The 19,932-nt window shown below is 62.1% G+C and carries 20 protein-coding genes; 13 read left to right on the top strand and 7 right to left on the bottom strand.

Annotation, left to right across the window (positions count from 1 at the left end):
• Positions 1-31: 31 nt before the first annotated feature.
• Entirely contained in the window at positions 32-1,327 is a 1,296-nt protein-coding gene (locus tag RLEG4DRAFT_RS30615; protein WP_003582581.1) for an MFS transporter, read from the bottom strand.
• 128 nt (positions 1,328-1,455) lie between these two features.
• Between RLEG4DRAFT_RS30615 and RLEG4DRAFT_RS30610 the strand changes: the two genes are divergently transcribed.
• Entirely contained in the window at positions 1,456-2,034 is a 579-nt protein-coding gene (locus RLEG4DRAFT_RS30610) for a TetR/AcrR family transcriptional regulator (RefSeq protein ID WP_003582580.1), read from the top strand.
• A 2-nt stretch (positions 2,035-2,036) separates the two neighbouring features.
• Here the strand turns inward: RLEG4DRAFT_RS30610 and RLEG4DRAFT_RS30605 are convergent, their stop codons facing one another.
• Positions 2,037-2,834, bottom strand: coding sequence for a class I SAM-dependent methyltransferase (locus RLEG4DRAFT_RS30605; protein WP_003582579.1), 798 nt, complete (start codon positions 2,832-2,834; stop codon positions 2,037-2,039).
• A 172-nt stretch (positions 2,835-3,006) separates the two neighbouring features.
• A complete protein-coding gene (locus RLEG4DRAFT_RS30600; RefSeq protein ID WP_003582578.1) occupies positions 3,007-3,987 on the bottom strand; it encodes an aldo/keto reductase in 981 nt (326 codons plus the stop codon).
• A 221-nt stretch (positions 3,988-4,208) separates the two neighbouring features.
• Between RLEG4DRAFT_RS30600 and RLEG4DRAFT_RS30595 the strand changes: the two genes are divergently transcribed.
• A complete protein-coding gene (locus RLEG4DRAFT_RS30595; RefSeq protein ID WP_003582577.1) occupies positions 4,209-5,840 on the top strand; it encodes an AMP-binding protein in 1,632 nt (543 codons plus the stop codon).
• 49 nt (positions 5,841-5,889) lie between these two features.
• Here the strand turns inward: RLEG4DRAFT_RS30595 and RLEG4DRAFT_RS30590 are convergent, their stop codons facing one another.
• From RLEG4DRAFT_RS30590 to secA, 3 genes are all read right to left on the bottom strand, one after another.
• Positions 5,890-7,167, bottom strand: coding sequence for a GNAT family N-acetyltransferase (locus RLEG4DRAFT_RS30590; protein WP_003582576.1), 1,278 nt, complete (start codon positions 7,165-7,167; stop codon positions 5,890-5,892).
• On the bottom strand, positions 7,168-8,583 hold the full coding sequence (locus RLEG4DRAFT_RS30585; protein WP_003582575.1) for a lipopolysaccharide biosynthesis protein: 1,416 nt from the start codon (positions 8,581-8,583) through the stop codon (positions 7,168-7,170). It abuts the gene before it with no gap.
• Positions 8,584-8,761: 178 nt separating this feature from the next.
• Complete coding sequence (secA, locus tag RLEG4DRAFT_RS30580) at positions 8,762-11,479, bottom strand: preprotein translocase subunit SecA (protein WP_003582573.1); 2,718 nt, start codon at positions 11,477-11,479, stop codon at positions 8,762-8,764.
• 245 nt (positions 11,480-11,724) lie between these two features.
• Between secA and RLEG4DRAFT_RS30575 the strand changes: the two genes are divergently transcribed.
• The 6 genes from RLEG4DRAFT_RS30575 (at position 11,725) to RLEG4DRAFT_RS58740 (ending at position 16,016) form a co-directional block, all read left to right on the top strand.
• Complete coding sequence (locus RLEG4DRAFT_RS30575; protein WP_003582571.1) at positions 11,725-12,606, top strand: peptidylprolyl isomerase; 882 nt, start codon at positions 11,725-11,727, stop codon at positions 12,604-12,606.
• Positions 12,607-12,721: 115 nt separating this feature from the next.
• Positions 12,722-13,963 carry a bifunctional glutamate N-acetyltransferase/amino-acid acetyltransferase ArgJ gene (gene argJ / locus RLEG4DRAFT_RS30570; protein WP_003582570.1) on the top strand — a complete coding sequence of 414 codons (1,242 nt, stop codon included), beginning with the start codon at positions 12,722-12,724 and terminating at the stop codon, positions 13,961-13,963.
• A complete protein-coding gene (locus RLEG4DRAFT_RS30565) occupies positions 13,944-14,750 on the top strand; it encodes a GNAT family N-acetyltransferase (protein WP_003582568.1) in 807 nt (268 codons plus the stop codon). The genes argJ and RLEG4DRAFT_RS30565 overlap by 20 nt, the downstream gene beginning before the upstream one ends.
• Entirely contained in the window at positions 14,747-15,175 is a 429-nt protein-coding gene (gene mutT, locus RLEG4DRAFT_RS30560; RefSeq protein ID WP_003582566.1) for an 8-oxo-dGTP diphosphatase MutT, read from the top strand. The genes RLEG4DRAFT_RS30565 and mutT overlap by 4 nt, the downstream gene beginning before the upstream one ends.
• 230 nt (positions 15,176-15,405) lie before the next feature.
• Complete coding sequence (locus RLEG4DRAFT_RS30555) at positions 15,406-15,723, top strand: hypothetical protein (RefSeq protein WP_003582564.1); 318 nt, start codon at positions 15,406-15,408, stop codon at positions 15,721-15,723.
• A gap of 125 nt (positions 15,724-15,848) precedes the next feature.
• Positions 15,849-16,016 (top strand): Flp family type IVb pilin, encoded by a 168-nt coding sequence (locus RLEG4DRAFT_RS58740; RefSeq protein ID WP_003582563.1) that lies wholly within the window; start codon positions 15,849-15,851, stop codon positions 16,014-16,016.
• Positions 16,017-16,031: 15 nt separating this feature from the next.
• Here RLEG4DRAFT_RS58740 and RLEG4DRAFT_RS30545 read toward each other — a convergent pair whose 3' ends face one another.
• Positions 16,032-16,916 (bottom strand): methyltransferase domain-containing protein, encoded by an 885-nt coding sequence (locus RLEG4DRAFT_RS30545; protein WP_037094931.1) that lies wholly within the window; start codon positions 16,914-16,916, stop codon positions 16,032-16,034.
• A gap of 77 nt (positions 16,917-16,993) precedes the next feature.
• On the opposite strand from RLEG4DRAFT_RS30545, the gene RLEG4DRAFT_RS30540 reads away from it, so the two are divergent.
• Genes RLEG4DRAFT_RS30540 through RLEG4DRAFT_RS30520 form a run of 5 tightly spaced genes read left to right on the top strand, consistent with a single transcriptional unit; the run spans position 16,994 to position 19,932 of the window.
• On the top strand, positions 16,994-17,770 hold the full coding sequence (locus RLEG4DRAFT_RS30540; RefSeq protein WP_003582561.1) for a ComF family protein: 777 nt from the start codon (positions 16,994-16,996) through the stop codon (positions 17,768-17,770).
• A 31-nt stretch (positions 17,771-17,801) separates the two neighbouring features.
• The gene (grxC, locus tag RLEG4DRAFT_RS30535; RefSeq protein ID WP_003582560.1) at positions 17,802-18,059 is read left to right on the top strand and encodes a glutaredoxin 3; all 258 of its coding nucleotides are present in this window, start codon (positions 17,802-17,804) and stop codon (positions 18,057-18,059) included.
• A 10-nt stretch (positions 18,060-18,069) separates the two neighbouring features.
• Positions 18,070-18,927, top strand: a complete 858-nt coding sequence (locus RLEG4DRAFT_RS30530; protein WP_003582559.1) for a carbon-nitrogen hydrolase family protein — start codon at positions 18,070-18,072, stop codon at positions 18,925-18,927.
• Positions 18,924-19,352, top strand: coding sequence for a DUF1178 family protein (locus RLEG4DRAFT_RS30525; RefSeq protein ID WP_003582558.1), 429 nt, complete (start codon positions 18,924-18,926; stop codon positions 19,350-19,352). Before RLEG4DRAFT_RS30530 ends, RLEG4DRAFT_RS30525 begins: the two co-directional genes overlap by 4 nt.
• A 1-nt stretch (position 19,353) precedes the next feature.
• A complete protein-coding gene (locus tag RLEG4DRAFT_RS30520; protein ID WP_003582557.1) occupies positions 19,354-19,932 on the top strand; it encodes a DUF3291 domain-containing protein in 579 nt (192 codons plus the stop codon).

Here is a 19,932-nt window from a genome sequence, read left to right as displayed (position 1 = left end):
GGCCTCGAAATGAGGCCGGAGGTTTCAGATATCAATGGGCAGTTGCCGGCGCCGGGGCGCTCAGGCCAGACTTCTTCAGAGTGATCGCCAGTATCGAGGCCAGCAGGCAGAAGGCGCCGGCGACGAAGAAGGCGGGCAGGTAACTCGAAAGCTCCGTGCGCGACAGGCCGGCGCCATAGGCGGCGGTGGCGGCGCCCAGCTGATGGCCTGCAAAGACCCAGCCGAAGACGAGGCCGGCCTTTTCGCGGCCAAAGCGGTCAGCGGCGATCTTGACGGTCGGCGGCACGGTGGCAATCCAGTCGAGGCCGTAGAAGACGGCGAAGATGGAGAGGCCGTAAAAGCTGAAATCGCTGAAAGGCAGATAGAGCAGCGAGAGGCCGCGAAAGCCGTAGTAGAAGAACAGCAGCCAGCGATTGTCGAAGCGGTCGGACAGCCAGCCGGAGCCGATGGTGCCGAAGAAATCGAAGATGCCCATGACCGCCAGCACGCTGGCGGCGGCCACCGGCACGATGCCGAAGTCGCCGCAGAGGGTGACGAAATGGGTCTGGATCAGGCCGTTGGTGCTGAGACCGCAGATGAAAAAGGTGGCAAACAGGATCCAGAAGGTCGACGTCTTCGAAATATCCCGGAGGGTGGTGATCGGCGTCATCAGGGCGGCACTGAGCGTGGTGCTTGCCGGAGGCGGCGTCACCTGCGTTTCGCCGAGCGAGGGCAGGTTGAGGTCAGCCGGGCGATCCCGCATGAAGGCGAGGACGGCAAGGGCTGCGACCATGATCATGGCGCAGACGAAAAACACCGTCGATCGCCAGCCGTAGCGCTCCGTCAGCTCCGCCATCAGCGGCAGAAAGACCAGCTGGCCGGTGGCGGAGCTGGCCGAAAGCATGCCGACGACGAGGCCGCGATGCTTGGTGAACCAGCGGGTGGAGATCGTCGCAGCCAGCACCATGGCCGTCAGACCTGTGCCGAAGCCGACGACGATGCCCCAGAGCGCCAATAGATGCCAAAGCTTGGTCATGAACAGCGAGCCGACAAAGCCGGCGCCGATCAGCGCCAGCGCGAAGACGATGACCTTGCGCACCCCGAAATAATTCATGAAGGCGGCGGCAAACGGGCCCATGAAACCGAAAAGGATCAGGCGGATCGCAAGGGCTGAGGAGATCTGCGAGGTCTCCCAGCCGAACTCGTCCTGCAGCGGCTTGATCAGCACACCGGGTGCGCCCATGGCGCCTGCGGTGACCAGCATGGTGAGGAAGGTCGCGGCAACGACGACCCAGCCGTAATGGATGTTGCGCCGGGCAAGGGTGGAGGCAAGGGCTGCGGAAACCATGGGCGAAATTCCGTTCGATTTCAGGTTCGGGAAGGTGCAGGGGTGCTTTACATGATGGTCATCATATTTCTTGCGTATTCATGATGGACGTCATATATTTTGTCAAGCGACTATTTCTGGAGACGAAAATGCGGGTCAGCCGCGAGAAATTTGCCGAGAACCGAGAGAAAATCCTGAGCGTTGCCGGCGTGCTGTTTCGCGAGAACGGTTTCGACGGCGTCGGCGTCGCCGACATCATGAAGGCGGCTGGGCTGACGCATGGCGGTTTTTACGGCCACTTCGCTTCAAAGGACGACCTGGCGCTGGAGGTCAGCCGCAAGCTGATCGACAGGGTCGAAACGCGCTGGAAAGAGCATATTGCCGATTCTCCGGACCGGCCGCTGGAATCGCTTATCGACCACTATATCCACTGGCGCACGGTCGACGATCCGGGCGGCAGCTGCGTCTTCGCAACACTGATCCAGGAGGTTAGCCGCAGCCAGGGTGCCGTCCGCGCCGTGTTCAGCGATGGGCTGTCGGTGCTGGTCGACACGCTCGCCGATATCGTTCCCGGCGAGACCGCAGAGGAACGCCGCGCCAATGCCGCCACCACGCTCTCATCGATGATGGGCGCGGTCATCCTCGCGCGTGCGGTCGAGGACCGGGCGCTTGCCGAGCAGTTTCTGGTGACGATGCGGCGGCAGCTCGATCCGGGCAGCCGAACGTAATCTCAGTCTCGGAAGGCGATGAGAGCGTTGCTTTCGACGATCTCGGTGAATTTTCCATCCGGGGCAAGGGCGGCCAGCTCGCTTCGCAGCGCCTGTTCGAACTCCATCGTCCTGTCGCCGAGTGCCTGAGGGGAAGTGACGGACATGGAGAAGGCACGACCGACGATCTCATCGGCATCGATCACCCGCTCGGCGACGATGCCAATGCATTCGAGCTTGCGAAAGGCGGAGCGCAGCAGAAATTCCTCGTGCTTTCTAAAGTCCTGGCCACGGAGGAACTGCTGTTCCGCTCGCATCACTTCCGGCGACAGGCGTTCGGACACGCTCTCCATGGCCTCGCGCCAGGCTGGCGAGGCGCAAATGTGCCGATCGCCGAAAAGGACGACTGTTCCACCCGGCTCGGTCAGCGTCTCCAGCATTTGAAGCGTCGCGGCGCGATCCATCCAGTGGAACGAGCGGCCCATGGCGGTCATCTTCAGTGGCGCGAAGGCTGGGCTGAGATCATAAGAGGAGCCGAGGACCAGTTCGGCACGGACACCGGCTGCTGCGGCGTTTTCGCGGGCGGCCTCCAGCATTTCCGGTTCCGGATCGAGGCCAATGACGTCGGCGCCGGCAAGGCGTGCGAAGGCGATGCCGATCTGGCACGGCCCGCAACCGAGATCGAGCAGACGATCGCCGGGCCGAAGGCCGGTTCTGGTGGCCACGCGCTCGATCAGCGCATCGGGGTAGGGAACGCGGAAACGGCTGTAATAGGCGGCGGTGGTGCGGAAGCGGCGAGGTGTGAAAGGAACGGTGGTCATGGCAGCGATATCCTCGATATCTCGGCATTCACTAAGGCCCAACTGTGACTGTCTCGTGATGGCGGGCATGCGGCTGCCGACGGAAGGACGCCGACCGTGATTTCGATCACTCCTCCGCGCAAACGGAGAAGGATCTGCCTTGGTAGCTGAAGGCGAAGAAACCGCCGGACGACTATTTGAAGCCGGCGACGGCGTGCGGAATATAGGGTGCTTCCAGTGCCGCCACTTCCTCGGCCGTCAGCTTGACAGCCAGCGAGGCAACGGCGTCCGTCAGGTGGTTCGGTTTGGAAGCGCCGATGATCGGGGCGGTTACGGCACTTTTCTGCAGGATCCAGGCGGTTGCGACCTGGGCGCGCGAGACGTCGCGGGCCTTGGCGATCTCAGCCACGGCCTCGACGATCCTGCGGTCGGCATCGATGGATTGCGTATAGAGCGTCTTGCCGAATTCGTCGGTTTCGCTGCGCGCCGTCGCTTCGTCCCAGTCGCGGGTCAGGCGGCCGCGGGCAAGCGGGCTCCAGGGGATGACGGCGATCTTCTGATCCTCGCAGAGCGGCAGCATTTCACGCTCTTCCTCGCGGTAGAGCAGGTTCAGATGGTTCTGCATGCTGACGAATTCGGTCCAGCCGTTCAGCCTGGAGATGTAGAGCGCCTTGGCAAATTGCCAGGCATACATGGAGGAGGCGCCGATATAACGCGCCTTGCCCGCTTTGACGACGTCGTGCAGCGCTTCCAGCGTTTCCTCAATCGGCGTCGTGTAGTCGAAGCGGTGGATTTGGTAGAGGTCGACATAATCGGTGCCGAGGCGGCGCAGGCTGTTGTCGATCTCATCGAAGATCGCCTTGCGCGACAGGCCGGCGCCGTTCGGGCCCGGCCGCATGCGGTTGAACACCTTGGTCGCCAACACGATGTCCTCGCGCTTGGCGAAGTCTTTGATGGCGCGGCCGACGATCTCCTCGGAGGAGCCGTTGGAATAGGTGTTGGCGGTGTCGAGGAAATTGATGCCGAGGTCGATCGCCTGCCTGATCATCGCCCGGCTTTCTTCTTCGCGCAGGCTCCAGGCATGATTGCCGCGGCCGGGGTCGCCGAAGGTCATGCAGCCCAGGCAGATTTTCGAGACTTCGAGGCCTGTCTTCCCAAATTTTGCATATTCCATGAAACGACTCCGTGATGAATTCGATAGCCCCCCGGCGGCTTTCCATGATCTAGCGCGCAAACCGGCAAAGTCGCATGACGCCCTGCGAAAAATCCGTTCTGCGATGCCTACAACTATGCGTGATGGGTGTCGAAGCCGGCCTGTCATCGCCCTCCGGACAGGTCGCTTGCGCATTTGCAGCACAAGGTGTTAGCTGGTGCAGCATTGATTGGATTTCGCCTATGATACTGCCGTCCCATGATCGCTACGACGATCTTTATCGCGATTTCTCGTGGCGGATTCCCGAGGATTTCAATATCGGCCGCGCCGTCAGCGACGACTGGGCGGCGAGGGCGCCGGAGCGCGTCTGCCTCGAACATTTCAGCCCGGACGGGCATCACCGCACCCTGACCTATCGCGCGCTTGCCGACCGTTCCTCGGCCTTTGCAAATGCGCTGGTTTCGCTCGGCATAAATCGTGGTGATCGCGTCGCGCTGCTCCTGCCGCAATCCTTCGAGACGGTGATTGCGCATGTGGCGATCTACAAGACAGGCGCGATCGCGCTGCCGCTGGCGCTGCTCTTCGGCGTCGAGGCGCTGGAGTACCGGCTGAGGGCCGCAGGCGTGGCGGCTGTCGTCACCAATGGCTTCGGTCTTGAGCGCATCCGGCAGATCCGCGAGCGCCTGCCGATGCTGAAACATATCGTCAGCATCGACGGGGCGAGTGCCGATGCGGCTGCGTTTGACGACCTGGTGGACGGCCATTCCCCGGTCTTCGACGTCGTCAAGACCGGTCCGGACGATCCGGCGTTGATGATTTTCACCTCGGGAACGACGGGGCCGCCGAAGGGCGCACTGCATGGCCACCGCGTCCTGCCCGGCCATATTCCCGGCATGCAGTTTGCCCATGAGGGTTTTCCGAAAGCGGGCGACAAGGTCTGGACGCCGTCCGACTGGGCCTGGGCCGGAGGGCTGCTCAACGCGCTCCTGCCGAGCCTTCTGCTCGGCGTTCCCGTCGTCTCTTCGCCGGCGCAGAAATTCGACGCCGACATGGCCTACCGCATCATGGCCGAGATGGGGGTGCGCAACGCCTTCATTCCGCCGACGGCATTGAGGCTGATGCGATCCGTTGCCGATCCGCGGTCGAAATATGATCTGGTGCTGCGCACCATCGGCTCGGCCGGCGAGGCGCTTGGCCGCGAGACCTATGAATGGGCGCAGCGCACGCTGGGCCTCACCGTCAACGAATTCTACGGCCAGACGGAGTGCAATTTCGTGCTGTCGTCGAGCGCAGCCTATGGCGTGACCAAGGCCGGCGCCATCGGCCGGGCGGTGCCCGGACACCGCGTCGCAATCGTCAACGACGCGGGTGACGAATTGCCGGCGGGCGAACCGGGTCAAATCGCCGTGGCCAGTCCCGATCCCGTCATGTTCCTCGGCTATTGGGATGATCCGGCGGCGACGGCGCGAAAATTCGCCAAAAGCTGGATGCTCACCGGTGATATCGGCCGGCAGGATGCCGAAGGCTACGTTACCTTCGAAGGCCGCGACGACGATGTCATCACCTCGTCCGGATATCGCATCGGCCCGGCCGAAATCGAGGATTGTCTGATCGGCCATCCCGCCGTGCAGCTTGCCGCCGCCGTCGGCAAACCCGATGCCGTGCGCACCGAGATCGTCAAGGCCTATATCGTGCTGTCGCCGGGCCATCAGCCGAGCGAGGCGCTGGCCGCCGATATCAGGGAATGGGTGAAGACGCGGCTTTCAATGCACGAATATCCGCGCGAGGTGGAATTCATCGATGCCTTGCCGCTGACGACTACCGGCAAGGTGATCCGCCGGCTGCTGCGCGAGAGGGCGGCGGCGGAAGGTTAGTGCATACCGCCCGGAAGTGTGAAGCGGTTATGCATGAAAACAAAAGGTGTCAGCCGCGGCCGGCGAGCGACATGATCTTCTCGCGCAGCATTTTCGCCATGTTGCGGGTGCTGCGGTACATGTGCAGCTGGGCTGAGACCTGGCGCATGTCGCGGTCGCTGTTCTGCGTCAGGCCGATCACCAGCGTTCCCATCTCCTCGCGCTCCTGCCAGAAGCGGCTCATGATCGGATGATCCGAAACGGCGCAGGAATCGGAGCGGACGATATTGGCGTCGTCGAGATGCCATTCGGTGAGCTCGCTCATCAGCAGCTTGCCCGGCGAATAGCGCGCATAGTTCTCGTCATAGGCGGTCTTCCACGTATAGGCCTCGCCCCCCATCATCAGCACGACGATGGCGGCGATCGCCTTGCCGTTGAGGTCGATCGTGTGAATACGCACGGCATCGACGGCCGCAAGGTTCGACACCGCCTCGCGGGCGAAGGCCGTATGATAGCGATCGGTGACGAGGGCGCTTCGCCGCTTGCCCTTCCAGCCGCCGGCTTCCATCGCGAGGAATTCCTCGAAGCGGATATGGATTTCACGCGGCTGGCGGGCGACGGCATAAACCGCCGTTCCCTGTTCCTCCAGCAGGCGCCACTGGCGGCGCATCTCGCGCATATGCGAGGAAGAGATGGTGCGGCCGAGATAGGCCGGCGCCTCTTCGTCGCTTTGCAGCATGGGGCGCAGGTAAGGATTGGTGACGGTGACGGGAAGATTGCGGCTGAGCGCCACGGCTTTGACCATGCGCACGAAGATACCGTTCAGCCTGAGATCCGGCAGGACCACGATTCCGGGCAGATTGAGGTCGCGCGCGGTCAGTCCCTCGAAGAGATTGTCGAGGGTCTCGGCGGCATCCTCGCTGTCGACGAGCGGCGTACCCAGCGGGCCGAAGCTGTTCGACCAGCCGCGGATGATCGACGGACCGACGGCAAAACCCGGCTTGTCGACCGAAAACGGCATGAGAAAGCGCATGCGGCTGCGGCCGCCATTGTGGTCACGGATCAGGGCGAAGTTCACCTGCCGGTCTTCGAGCCGCGGCATGGCGGGCGCGAGGAAGCGGCCGGAGAAGAAGACGTTCGGCTCCATCGCCCGGTTGGAGAGAAAGTCGAGCTCTTCCTGAAGCTCATAGCCGAGCTTGCCGGGATAGAGGCAGAGTTCGCGCCCCGGCCGGCCGATCTCGGCGCGCGCCTCGGCCCGCGGCGCTTCGAAATGCAGCGCGGCAAGATCATGCACCATGCGGTTGGCAATGCTGTCGGTGCTTTCGGTCACGGGAGGAATACGCACCATCTATCGAACTCTCATTTCTGGCGTTGCGGCGGAGGGGCTGGCAAAGGCGAAAAGGACGATGCCGAGCGTGCGGCGCACGGCAAGATGCAGCAGGATTGCCTCGACCCCCATGGCCGAGGCCGTGGCGATCGCGGTGCCTTCGATGCCGTAATGCGGGATCAAAGCAAGGTTGAGGCCGACATTGGCCGCCAGTGCGCCGGCATAGAGTGCAACGCAGAGGTTCTGCTTGCCGGCCATCATCAGCAGGGTTTCGGCCGGGCCAACTAAGGCCTTGGCGAGGATGCCGGCAAGCAGGATCGCCATGACCAGATAACCTGATGTAAAGGCGCCGCCGAACAGCGACAGCAGAAGATGGCCGGCGGCAAGCACCACAAGGCCAACGCCGAGTGCCGGCCAGAAGGTCCAGCGGGCGGCGTCGATGGCGGCGGTCGCCAGCTGTGCATGGTCACCTTCAGCGATGATCGAGGAAAAGCGCGGGCCGGAGGCTGCCTTGACCGAGAAATTGATGAAATGCACCAGCGCCATGGTCTTGGCGGCGGCAAAATAGATGGCGACGTCGTGCGGCTCGAGGAAGATGCCGACGACGACGACATCGGAATTGGTGAGCAGGAAGCTCACGCCCTCGATCAGGAAAATCGGAAAGGCGACGCTGAACCAGGCGAGGAAATCGACCTTGCGCGGGCCTGCGTCATAATGCCGGCGAAGGCGATAGAGCGTCGCGGCATACTGGCCGAGCGCGGTGACGAAGGTCGCGGCAAGCGCTGCCTGCATCGCGGTGACGGCCGTATGCTCGGCGCCGATGGCAATGGCGATCAGCATGAAGAGGATGATCAGGATCGGCCGGACGATATAGACCGGGCCAAGCGCCATGACCGGCCAGTGGTTTGCCCGCGACGTGCCTTCCAGAATGTCGCCGAGCGCGATCATCGGCATGGCGAGCAGGCCGAGGAAGATCGGGACGAGATAATAGAGCTGGATCATATGGCCGAAGAAATGCAGCCCGAGCATGCCGGCGGCGAGCACCGCCGTGCCGGAAAGCAGCGCAAAGATACGCGCCGTGCCGGTCAGGCCGCGGATTTCCTCGAAGGCGCCCGCTGCCTTGTATTGCGGCAGGAAGCGGATGATTGCCGTGTGGAAACCAAGGCATGAGAGATCGCCGAAAACGACGACCAGCACCCAGACGAAAACGAAGATGCCGTATTCATATTCGCCCATCAGCCGGGCAAGCACGATCTGGGAGATGAAGGCAAGGGCTGCGCTGAGAATGCGGATTGAAAAGGCCGTCAGCGCCATGCGCTGGGCGGCAGCCTTCTCACCACGTTCGGTGAGCACGGCAGCAAGCATACGCAGCGTGCGACCGCCGATCGGGCGCAGACCCGCGGGCAGCATCTTTTCCGCTGTTTCTATGACCGCCATGATGAACACGCAAAACTCTGAAAGTCAGGCAAATCGTCCCGAAGTCTTGACAGAACAGGGTTAAGAAACGGTTCCGGATCGGGCTTGTCTGCGACGCTGAAATTGCGGTTTTCCGGCACTGCCACGGAAAAGAAAATGCCGCCCGAAGGCGGCATTTAAATGATCTTTGCGGCTTGCCTCAGACCTGCTCGAAGGCGCCGTGGCAATGCTTGTATTTCTTGCCGGAACCACAGGGGCAAGTCTCGTTGCGGCCGACTTTGCCCCAGGTGGCCGGATCATCCGGATTGCGGTTCTCCGGCGAAACGATGACTTCCGATGCCTGGTAGATTGCCGGTGCGAAATCGTCCTCGCCGGTCGTCGGATCGAGGTGATGGGCCTGCATCAGCGGCGGTTCCGGTTCGGCCGGCGCCTGCTGCACCAGCTCGACGCGCATCAATTGCGCGGTCACGGCCTCACGCAGATTGTTGAGGAGGCCGGTGAACAGCTCGAAGGCTTCCGACTTGTATTCCTGCAGCGGATCGCGCTGGGCATAGCCGCGGAAGCCGATGACGGAGCGCAGATGGTCGAGGTTGACGATGTGCTCGCGCCAGAGATGATCGAGCGTCTGCATGACGATCGAGCGTTCGACATAATGCATGATGTCGTCGCCGAAACGCTCGGCCTTTTCGGTGAAGGCGGCGTTGGTGGCTTGCGTCAGGCGCTCGCGGATATCGTCTTCGCCGATGCCTTCTTCCTTCACCCAGTCCTCGATCGGCAGGTCGAGATTGAGGATGTTGAGAGCGCCGGCCTTCAGGCCGACGGCATCCCATTGTTCGGCGTAGGCGCGCTCGGGGATATGCTTTTCGACCATGTCCTCGATCACCTCACGGCGCATGTCGGAAACGGTCTCGGAAATATTGGTCGATTCCATCAGTTCGAGGCGCTGCTCGAAGATCACCTTGCGCTGATCGTTGAGAACGTCGTCATACTTCAAGAGGTTCTTACGGATATCGAAGTTGCGGGCTTCGACCTTCTTCTGGGCGCGCTCCAAGGCCTTGTTGATCCAAGGATGGACGATCGCCTCGCCCTCCTTGAGGCCGAGCTTGGTCAGCATGCTGTCCATGCGGTCGGAGCCGAAGATGCGCATCAGGTCGTCCTGAAGCGAAAGGTAGAATTTCGAGCGGCCGGGGTCGCCCTGACGGCCGGAGCGGCCGCGCAGCTGGTTGTCGATGCGGCGGCTTTCATGGCGTTCGGTGGCGATGACGTAGAGACCGCCGGCGGCGAGCGCCTTCTGCTTGAGTTCCTTGATCTCCTCGACGATCGCCTGGATCCGGGCCTCACGCTCCGGACCGGCCTCGACTTCGCCGAGTTCGCGCTCGATGCGCATGTCGAGGTTGCCGCCGAGCTGGATATCGGTACCGCGGCCAGCCATATTGGTGGCGATGGTGATGGCACCGGGCACGCCGGCCTGGGCGACGATATAGGCTTCCTGCTCGTGGTAGCGGGCGTTCAGCACCTGGAAGTCGTCGAAGCCCTGCTTGCGCAGGCGTTCGGCGAGCAGTTCGGATTTCTCGATCGAGGTGGTGCCGACCAGCACCGGCTGGCCGCGCTTATGGGCGTCGAGGATCTCCTCGATGATCGCCTTGAACTTCTCGTCGAAGGTCCGGTAAACCTCGTCGTCCTCGTCGATACGCTTGATCGGCAGGTTGGTCGGAACCTCGATGACGTCGAGATTGTAGATATTGGCGAATTCTTCCGCTTCCGTCTGCGCCGTGCCGGTCATGCCGGCAAGCTTGGCGTACATGCGGAAATAATTCTGGAAGGTGATCGAAGCCAGCGTCTGGTTTTCCGGCTGGATCCGCACCTTTTCCTTGGCTTCGAGCGCCTGGTGCTGACCTTCCGAATAGCGGCGGCCCGGCATCATGCGGCCGGTGAACTCGTCGATGATGACGACTTCGTCGTTGCGGACGATATAGTCCTTGTCGCGCTGGAACAGCTTGTGGGCCTTCAGCGCGTTGTTGACGTGGTGGACTATCGCGACGTTTTCGATGTCGTAGAGTGCGTTGCCCTTCAACAAGCCGGCCTGGCGGAGCAGGTTTTCCAGCTTCTCGGTGCCCTCTTCGGAGAAGTTGGCTGAGCGCTGCTTCTCGTCGATCTCGTAATCGCTGGGCACCAGCATCGGAATGTAGGCGTCGATCGTATTATAGAGTTCGGAGCGGTCGTCGAGCGGGCCGGAGATGATCAGCGGCGTGCGCGCCTCGTCGACGAGGATTGAGTCCACTTCGTCGACGATCGCGAAGTTGTGGCCGCGCTGGACCATCTGGTTCTTCTCGTACTTCATGTTATCACGCAGATAGTCGAAGCCGAGTTCGTTGTTGGTGGCGTAGGTAACGTCGCAGGCATAGGCTGCGTGGCGCTCCTCGTCGGAGAGACCGTGGACGATGACGCCGGTGGTCATGCCGAGGAAGCCGTAAACGCGGCCCATGGTCGCGGCATCGCGCTGGGCAAGGTAATCATTGACGGTGACGACGTGCACGCCCTTGCCGGAAAGCGCGTTCAGATAGACCGGCAGGGTGGCGACGAGGGTCTTGCCTTCGCCGGTCTTCATCTCGGCGATCGCATTCGAATGCAAGATCATGCCGCCGACCAGCTGTACGTCAAAAGGCCGCAGGCCGAGAACGCGGCGCGAGGCTTCGCGCACGACCGCAAAGGCCGGAATCAGAATGTCGTCGAGCGTCTTGCCTTCGGCGAGCAGGGCACGAAACTCCACGGTCTTTGCCGCGAGCTGCTCGTCCGTCAGGGCCTTGGTCTTCTCTTCGATAGAGTTGATGGCAGCGACGTTCGGCTGGAACGACCGCACACGGCGGTCATTGGAGGACCCAAATAACTTGCGGGCTATACCGCCAAAGCTGACCATATGACTGGTCCTTTCTCAAATATTCATCCCCGGCGTTTGTTGTTCGCGGCCCAGCCGAAAATCAGGCGCGCGGCTAAAACGCCCGGAAACTGTTCTGGACGCGAGGTTGCGTGACAGATAAGAGGGGGGTCGAATGATGTCAACGGATTTGGCGGATACAGAAAGGCCACAATCCGGTGTTGATGGCTATTTTGGGCCGATTCAGGCGATGCTGAAACCGGCGATGTAACTGTGAAGGGTATTTCATGTTGAGCACCAACAAACTTGCCGTTCTGGCGTTTGCAACTTTTGTTGCGCTCCAGGCCCCGGCCTATGCCGATGACGCCGTCATCGCCAAGGTCGGCAATCTGGAGATTCACCAGTCGGAACTCGACCTCGCCGTCGCCAATCTCGACCCGCAGCTGGCACAGCTGCCCGACGACCAGAAGAAGGTCGCAGCCCTTTCCGCCGCCATCGACGTGAAGCTGCTTGCCGCCGACGCAGCGGCCGAGAAGCTCGATCAGACCGACGAATTCAAGAAGCGCATGCAGTATCTCACCGACCGTGAGCTGCACAACGCCTACTTCAAGAAGCATGTCGTCGACATCGTAACGCCCGAAGAAGTCAAGGCCCGCTACGACAAGGAAGTCGCCGCCCTGCCGAAGCAAGAGGAAGTTCACGCCCGTCATATCCTCGTCAAGACCGAGGACGAAGCCAAGGACATCATCAAGCAGCTCGATGCCGGCAAGGATTTCGCCGAGCTCGCCAAGGAAAAGTCCACCGATCCGAACAAGTCGGAAGGCGGCGACCTCGGCTATTTCTCGCGCGGCCGCATGGTCAAGGAATTCGAGGACGCGGCCTTTGCGCTTGAGAAGGGCACCTATTCCAAGACGCCCGTCAAAACCGATTTCGGCTATCACGTCATCAAGGTCGAGGATAAGCGCGACTCCCCGCCGCCGCCCTTCGAGCAGGTACAGGATCAGGTTCGTCAGCTCGTCATGCGCGACAAGTATCTTGAGCTTCTGAACAAGGCGAAGGCCTCGGCCAAGATCGAAATCAGCGACGAGACGCTGCGCAAGGGTTACGACCAGGCCAACAAGCAGCCGGAGCCGGGCAGTGAGCCCGCAGCACCCGCGCCGAAGCCGTAATAATCGCATCAGGGCCCGGTTTTTCCGGGCCCTTTAATATCGTTGTTGTTGTCGCATTTCCGCACGGCGAACCGCTGCCGATTTCGCCTGGAAATGCCCATTGGCAGGTTTCATCATGTCCGGTTCCGTCTCTCCGCTCGCCCCGAAATCCTTCGTCTCGATGCCGCCGCTGCGCGGCGTGCGCATGGCAACGGCGTCCGCCGGCATCAAGTACAAGAACCGCACCGACGTGCTGATGATGGTCTTCGACAAGCCGGCCGCCGTTGCGGGCGTCTTCACCCGCTCGAAATGCCCGTCGGCGCCGGTCGATTTCTGCCGCGCCAACCTGTCGCATGGCAGTGCGCGTGCGGTTGTCGTCAATTCCGGCAATGCCAATGCCTTCACCGGCCTGAAGGGCCGGCAGGCGACCGAGCTGACGGCGAAGTCGGCGGCATCCGCTGTCGGCTGCGGCGAAAACGAAGTCTACCTGGCCTCGACCGGCGTCATCGGCGAGCCGCTCGACGCCACCAAATTCGCCGGCGTTCTGGACCGGATGCAGACCGAAGCCACCGGCGATTTCTGGTTCGAGGCCGCCAAGGCGATCATGACGACCGACACCTATCCGAAGGTTTCGACCCGCAGCGCCGAGATCGGCGGCGTGACCGTCACGATCAACGGCATTGCCAAGGGCGCCGGCATGATCGCGCCCGATATGGCGACGATGCTCTCCTTCGTCGTCACCGATGCCGATATCGCGCCCGCAGCGCTGCAGGTGCTGCTGTCCGATGGCGTCGGCCCGACCTTCAATTCCATGACCGTCGACAGCGACACCTCCACATCCGATACGCTGATGCTGTTTGCGACCGGTGCTGCGGCCGAGGACGGCCAGGCTCGCATCGAACGCGCCGACGATCCGCGCCTTGCCGCCTTCCGGACCGCCCTCAACGAGGTGCTGAAGGATCTGTCGCTGCAGGTGGTGCGCGACGGCGAAGGCGCCACCAAGATGCTCGAAATCACCGTGACGGGCGCCGAAAGCGATGCCGCCGCCAAGCGTATCGGACTGTCGATCGCCAATTCGCCGCTGGTCAAGACGGCGGCGGCCGGCGAAGACGCCAATTGGGGCCGCATCGTCATGGCCGTCGGCAAATCCGGCGAGATGGCTGACCGCGACCGGCTTGCCATCTGGTTCGGCGACATCAGGGTCGCCGTCAATGGCGAGCGCGACCCGGATTATTCCGAGGCGGCGGCCACGAACGTCATGAAAGCGCAGGATATCCCCGTCAAAGTCGACATCGGGCTCGGCACCGGTTCGGCAACCGTCTGGACCTGCGACCTCACCAAGGAATATGTTGCGATCAATGGCGACTATCGGAGCTGATCGTTCATTGGCGCAGGCATCCATTTCTTCACAGAATCTGCCGCTGGTGCGCAGGCTGGAGGCCGTCGGCTTCCGGGCCTGGCCGGCGGCGTCGGTGCAATATGACGGCAGCTGGCAGGTGCGGCTGACGGCCGGGCACCCGTCCAACCGGTTGAATTCGATCGTGCCGCTCGATCCCTCGGATCATCGCGACGTTGAAATCCGTCTGGAAAAGGCGAGCCGGAAGTTCGAGGCCTATGGCCGCGCCGCGGTCATCCGGCAGACGCCGCTTGCTTCGCCTGTCTTGATCGAGCTTCTCAGGGCGCAGGCCTGGACGCGGTTCGACGAGACGGTGGTGATGACCTGCGACCTTGCCGAGGCGGAACTGCCGGATACGCTCGATCATCTGCCGACCCATGATGTCGGCCGTTTCGTCGACGCCAATCTTGCCGTCGAACGGGCGCCACTGAGCTTGAAGCCGGCGCTTGCCGAAATCATTTCGGCGATCAAGCCGCCGTCGGGCCTGTTCATGATCGAGAATGCGGTCGACGGTCCGCTTGCGACCGTGCTCTGCGTCCAGGACAACGACCTTGCCGGCATCATGTCGCTTTCGGTTTCTGAGACGCGGCGGCGCGAGGGACTCGGCACCGAGATCCTGACCTCGGCGCTGCGCTGGGCGCGCATGCGCAGCGCCCGATCGGCCTGGCTGCAGGTGAAGCTGTCCAACCGTCCGGCCATCGCACTCTATGAACGCCTCGGTTTTCGCGACGCCTATCATTATTGCTATTGGCAGCAGGAGCCGCGATGAGCGAGCCTCTCATACAGTGCAATGGCCGGAAGATATTGCTGGTCGCCGCCTGTGCGCTGATCGATAGCGATGGGCGTATCCTCCTGGCACAGCGTCCCGAGGGAAAGTCGCTGGCCGGACTCTGGGAATTTCCCGGCGGCAAGGTCGAGCCCGGTGAGACGCCGGAGGAAACGCTGGTGCGCGAGCTCGAGGAAGAGCTCGGCATCAATACCAAGATCGCCTGCCTGGCACCGCTGACCTTCGCCAGCCATTCCTACGAGACCTTCCATCTTTTGATGCCGCTTTATATCTGCCGGCGCTATGAGGGCATTCCTCAAGGCCGGGAGGGCCAGGCGCTGAAATGGGTGCGTCCGCAGGCGCTGCGCGATTACCCGATGCCGCCCGCCGACGAGCCGCTGATCCCGATGCTGCAGGATTTACTTTAAAGCGCGTCTCGTTGAACTCGATTCGTTCGAGGTGTTTCAAATTTTTATTCTAATGCATGTCGTTATCCTGGAACTGCCACACATTTCCAGGCGACATTCATTAGCATTGTCTGATTATTATTGTGCCACGCCGTTTTCGGCTGTGGATATTAATGGATCGTTTAACACCTTCTGCCAAAGATCGGCCTCAATCAAGCATCTGGCGTGCGTGTATTAAAAGGCTTGACGTCATGGACGATGATTTCTGGAAAGCTGTCCGGGAAAAGGAACGGGTTTCGTCTGCCTCGCGCAGGACGGGTGCGCTGAATATCGCCCTCCTGTTCGGCACGGCGGTGGTCGCTCTGACCCTTATCCTGACGCCGATGCTTGCGGATTCCTCGAAGAAGAGCGTCTTTGCCAGCGCGCCGGCAGAATTCGATACGATGACGACGGGATCGATTCCAAAGAGCGAAAGCGGCAAGCGTTATACGATCCGCCGCAGCGTCCTTCAGGATACGCCCGGCTCGGTCTGCGTCGTCCAGGGCTACGGCGTCGGCGCCGGTTGCTGAAAATGCCGACCATCGCCGATGGTCGTGGAATGATCGTTTATCATTACAGCATGATGTCACCTGAAAACCGCTTACACTTTTCGGCATCATGCTCTGGTTGTCAGGTCGCGCTAAGGGTTGGGATAATGCATATTTTGAAGGCATTTCTTGCAGATAACAGAGGTGCGACGGCCATCGAATACGGTCTCATCGCCGCCCTCATTGGTGGTGCAATCGTCTCCGCTTTCGGAATTTTCACCGGTAGCCTGCAGGCGATCTTTAATGTGATCGGCAACAATCTCCCTGCGAATTGAAGAAGCAACCGGCCGTCACTGCTTGAGCTTGTGCTCGTCCACCTTCAGCGCATCGGCAAGGCGTGCCTTGGCCGAGCCTGGCTTGAGCGGCTTTTGCTGGCTCTCGTGCGGCGCCCATCCCGAGACATAGATGATCGAGAAGGTCGCGCGGATGCGTCCGTCAGGATCGGAGTAACGGTCGGCATAGATCTCAGCTGCGCGTAGGAAGAAGGCGCGCGTCAGCGGCATCCGGCCGCGGGCGGCAAGCGGATTGCTCATGCCCATCGCCCTCAGATCCCGCATCAGCGGAAAGAGCGAATCATAGCGTACCGTGTAGTTTTCCGCGTCGATGACCGGCAGCGTGAAGCCGGCGCGCTGCATGAGGCTGCCGATATCGCGCACATCGGCGAAGGGAATGACGCGCGGGCTGGCGCCACCCGTCAGCTCGGCCTCGGCGGCGAGCAGCACGTCGCGCAGTTCCTGCAGCGTGCCGGCACCGGGGATCGCCCCCAGGAACAGGCCGTCCGGCTTCAGGGCGCGGCGGATCTGGATGAAAACACCAGGCGTATCGTTGGTCAGGTGCAGGCTGAGCGGCGCAAGGATGAGATTGGCCGATTGCGGCTCGAGCGGCACGTCCTCAAGCGGCGCCTCGATCAAGGTTTCGCCCGGGGCCGCATAGGCCTTCTCGCTTTCGACACGGATCATCGTGCCGATCTTGCCCGTCGCCATTGCCGCGCGGGCGGCCGCCCCCGTTGCGCCATGCAACTCGACGGCGGTCTCGAAGGTCCGCTCGACCACAGCAAGCCTCTCGGCCATTTCCTCTGCGGCGATGTCGAGCAGGAAGGCGGCTTTCGGGTCGTTATTGGCGAGCGCGCGGTGGCGATGCGCGGCGATCAGGGTCTTGTCGAAGATCGTTTCCATGACGATGTCCTTAGTCTCGCTCCAGAGCAGCAGCAAGGCGATTTTCCTTTGGAGGAGAACAAGCTAGTCTCGACGGGATGGGACCGATTGATTTCGAAAGACCGGCGGAATTCCTGCGGGCGCAGCTCTTGCGGCCGTTTTCGGCGCTTGCCGATTTTCTCTATCCGCCAGCCTGTTCTGTCTGCGGCATTTCCACCGGCGGCCATCGCGGGCTCTGCGCGAAATGCTGGTCCGGCATCCGTTTCATCGAACGGCCCTATTGCGAAGTGCTCGGCATTCCCTTCTCGCACGATCTCGGCACCGGCATCCTCAGCGCCGAGGCGATCGCCAACCCACCGCCTTTCGACCGGCTGCGGTCGGCGGCAACCCACGACCATGCGGTCCGCGATCTCGTTCATGGGCTGAAATATCGCGATCGCACCGATCTGGCGCCGATGATGGCCGCCTGGATGCTGCGCGCTTCCGACGGGACGGTCGAAAGCTGCGATGCGCTGATCCCGGTGCCGCTGCACCGCTCCCGGATGCTGGCGCGCAAATTCAACCAGGCCGCCGAACTTGCCCGCCATATGGCAAGGCTTTCGGGCAAGCCGCTGCTTGCCGCCACGCTGGTGCGGGTCAAGCGCACCAGCCAGCAGGTCGGTCTCGGCGCCAAGGCGCGCGAGGACAATGTCAGGGGCGCTTTCGCGATTGCCAAGGGTTGCGGAAACGACATTTTCGGCAAGCGCATCGTCCTTGTCGACGACGTCTACACGACAGGGGCGACGGTTGCCGCGGCAAGCCGGACGCTGCGCAAGGCGGGCGCGGCCGAGATAACAGTTTTGACCTTTGCAAGGGCTCTCTCCGAGCCTATATGACAGAAATACCCGGCATCGGTCTGGAGAGATTATGGTACCCGTCACCATTTATACGCGGCAGTTCTGCGGTTATTGCAGCCGCGCCAAGTCCCTTCTCGAAGAAAAGGGCGTCGACTACGTCGAGCACGATGCGACATATTCACCGGACCTTCGCCAGGAAATGATCGGCAAGTCGAACGGCCGCACCACCTTTCCGCAGATCTTCATCGGCGCCGATCATGTCGGCGGCTGTGACGATCTCTTCGCGCTCGATCGGGCCGGCAAGCTCGATCCGCTGCTGGCGGCCTGAGGACGAACCGATGAGCTTCAAGGCCGCCGCCGTCCAGATGTGCTCCGGGGTTAATCCGGTGAAGAATGCCGCCGCCATGGCGCGGCTGGTGCGCGAGGCCGCCGCCCAAGGCGCGACCTATGTGCAAACGCCCGAGATGACCGGCATGCTGCAGCGCGACCGCGCGGCGGCGCGCGCCGTGCTCGCAGACGAGACCCATGACATCATCGTCAAAACCGGCTCCGAGCTCGCCGCAGAATTCGGCATCCACATGCATGTCGGCTCGACGGCGATCGCGCTGGCCGACGGCAAGATCGCCAATCGCGGTTTCCTGTTCGGTCCCGACGGCCGCATTCTCAATCGCTACGACAAGATCCATATGTTCGACGTTGACCTCGACAATGGCGAGAGCTGGCGCGAAAGTGCCGCCTATACGGCCGGCTCGGAGGCGCGCGTGCTGTCGCTGCCCTTTGCCGAAATGGGTTTCGCCATCTGCTACGATGTGCGCTTTCCCGCACTCTTCCGCGCCCAGGCGATTGCCGGCGCCGAGGTGATGACGGTTCCCGCCGCCTTCACCAAGCAGACCGGCGAGGCACATTGGGAGATCCTGCTGCGCGCACGCGCGATCGAGAACGGTGTCTTCGTCGTTGCTGCTGCGCAGGCCGGCCGGCACGAGGACGGGCGCGAGACCTTCGGCCATTCGATGATCATCGACCCCTGGGGCACGGTGCTGGCCTCGGCCGGCGCCACCGGCGAGGCGGTCATCGTCGCCGAGATCGATCCCGGCGCGGTCAAGGCCGCGCATGACAAGATCCCGAATTTAAGGAACGGCCGGGAATTCTCGGTCGAGAAGATTGCGGGGGCAGTCGCAGGAGGCGTCGCCGCTTGATCCGCTATTCCCTCAGCTGTGACAATGCCCATGAATTCGAAGGCTGGTTTTCCGAAAGCGCCGATTTCGACCGTCAGGTCGCGACCGGTTTCCTGACCTGCCCGGTCTGCCATTCCGCCGCCGTCTCCAAGCTGCTGATGGCGCCTTCGGTGTCGACGGCGCGCAAGAAGGACGAGAGGCAGACGCTGGCGATGGATGCCCTGCGTCAGGAGGCGCTGCAAAAGCTGAAAGAGGCGGTCGCGGCGGTCAAGGCCAATTCCGAGGACGTCGGCACGCAATTTCCCGAGGAGGCCCGCAAGATCCATTATGGCGAGGCGGATGCCCGCGGCATTATTGGCCAGGCGACGGTCGACGAGGCGCAGGCACTTTTGGAAGAGGGCATCGAGATTGCCGCCATTCCGGTGCTGCCGGAGGATGTGAACTGAAATGCAGTCTGCGCGTCTGGCCTTCTATAATTTCGGCCTGCACGTCGCGCCTGCCGAAAGCGAAACGGTCGAAGGCTTCGCCCTCCGCGAACCCTTGAATTTCGAAGCCGCCGCCCGTGCCTACGGCTTCATCGGACGCTCCGGCTATGCCGGTTATCCCGGAGCCAGAAGCTGGGGCGTTCAGGTCTTTCCCCGTTATATCGAAGGCAGCGGTTTTACGTCCGCGCCGTCCTCCCTTTCGCTCTGGGCCGACATCGAGTGCCTGATGGCCTTTACCTATAACGGCGTGCATGCCGAGGCGCTGAAACATGCGCGCAACTGGAATGTGAAACAGACGTGGCCGCCGCTGGTTCTGTGGTGGGTGCCGGGCCATTACCGGCCGGATTGGCAGGAGGGTGTCGAACGCCTCGAATATCTTGCCGATAACGGGCCAAGCCCTCGCGCCTTTACGTTCAAGCAGCCTTACGGGTCTGATGGCGCGGAGACGACAATCGATCGCGACCGGGTCAAGGCACTTGCCGCTCGCAACGCAGAAACCCAACAGGAGTTGCTTGCCCGCGTTCAAATGCTGAAAGTGTAG

The organism is Rhizobium leguminosarum bv. trifolii WSM2297 (genome assembly GCF_000271845.1).
Note: the sequence above shows the minus strand (reverse complement) of the source record. Positions and strands in the feature narration are given on the sequence as shown.

What these genes read in the sequence shown, in the direction of transcription:
- RLEG4DRAFT_RS30575 (WP_003582571.1), top strand. Translation starts at nt 11,725, where the DNA reads ATGTTGAGCACCAACAAACTTGCCGTTCTGGCGTTTGCAACTTTTGTT.
- secA (WP_003582573.1), bottom strand. Translation starts at nt 11,479, where the DNA reads ATGGTCAGCTTTGGCGGTATAGCCCGCAAGTTATTTGGGTCCTCCAAT.
- RLEG4DRAFT_RS30565 (WP_003582568.1), top strand. Translation starts at nt 13,944, where the DNA reads ATGGCGACTATCGGAGCTGATCGTTCATTGGCGCAGGCATCCATTTCT.
- RLEG4DRAFT_RS30555 (WP_003582564.1), top strand. Translation starts at nt 15,406, where the DNA reads ATGGACGATGATTTCTGGAAAGCTGTCCGGGAAAAGGAACGGGTTTCG.
- RLEG4DRAFT_RS30600 (WP_003582578.1), bottom strand. Translation starts at nt 3,987, where the DNA reads ATGGAATATGCAAAATTTGGGAAGACAGGCCTCGAAGTCTCGAAAATC.
- RLEG4DRAFT_RS58740 (WP_003582563.1), top strand. Translation starts at nt 15,849, where the DNA reads ATGCATATTTTGAAGGCATTTCTTGCAGATAACAGAGGTGCGACGGCC.
- argJ (WP_003582570.1), top strand. Translation starts at nt 12,722, where the DNA reads ATGTCCGGTTCCGTCTCTCCGCTCGCCCCGAAATCCTTCGTCTCGATG.
- RLEG4DRAFT_RS30590 (WP_003582576.1), bottom strand. Translation starts at nt 7,167, where the DNA reads ATGGTGCGTATTCCTCCCGTGACCGAAAGCACCGACAGCATTGCCAAC.
- RLEG4DRAFT_RS30610 (WP_003582580.1), top strand. Translation starts at nt 1,456, where the DNA reads ATGCGGGTCAGCCGCGAGAAATTTGCCGAGAACCGAGAGAAAATCCTG.
- grxC (WP_003582560.1), top strand. Translation starts at nt 17,802, where the DNA reads ATGGTACCCGTCACCATTTATACGCGGCAGTTCTGCGGTTATTGCAGC.
- RLEG4DRAFT_RS30585 (WP_003582575.1), bottom strand. Translation starts at nt 8,583, where the DNA reads ATGGCGGTCATAGAAACAGCGGAAAAGATGCTGCCCGCGGGTCTGCGC.
- RLEG4DRAFT_RS30545 (WP_037094931.1), bottom strand. Translation starts at nt 16,916, where the DNA reads ATGGAAACGATCTTCGACAAGACCCTGATCGCCGCGCATCGCCACCGC.
- RLEG4DRAFT_RS30530 (WP_003582559.1), top strand. Translation starts at nt 18,070, where the DNA reads ATGAGCTTCAAGGCCGCCGCCGTCCAGATGTGCTCCGGGGTTAATCCG.
- RLEG4DRAFT_RS30595 (WP_003582577.1), top strand. Translation starts at nt 4,209, where the DNA reads ATGATACTGCCGTCCCATGATCGCTACGACGATCTTTATCGCGATTTC.
- mutT (WP_003582566.1), top strand. Translation starts at nt 14,747, where the DNA reads ATGAGCGAGCCTCTCATACAGTGCAATGGCCGGAAGATATTGCTGGTC.
- RLEG4DRAFT_RS30520 (WP_003582557.1), top strand. Translation starts at nt 19,354, where the DNA reads ATGCAGTCTGCGCGTCTGGCCTTCTATAATTTCGGCCTGCACGTCGCG.
- RLEG4DRAFT_RS30540 (WP_003582561.1), top strand. Translation starts at nt 16,994, where the DNA reads ATGGGACCGATTGATTTCGAAAGACCGGCGGAATTCCTGCGGGCGCAG.
- RLEG4DRAFT_RS30615 (WP_003582581.1), bottom strand. Translation starts at nt 1,327, where the DNA reads ATGGTTTCCGCAGCCCTTGCCTCCACCCTTGCCCGGCGCAACATCCAT.
- RLEG4DRAFT_RS30605 (WP_003582579.1), bottom strand. Translation starts at nt 2,834, where the DNA reads ATGACCACCGTTCCTTTCACACCTCGCCGCTTCCGCACCACCGCCGCC.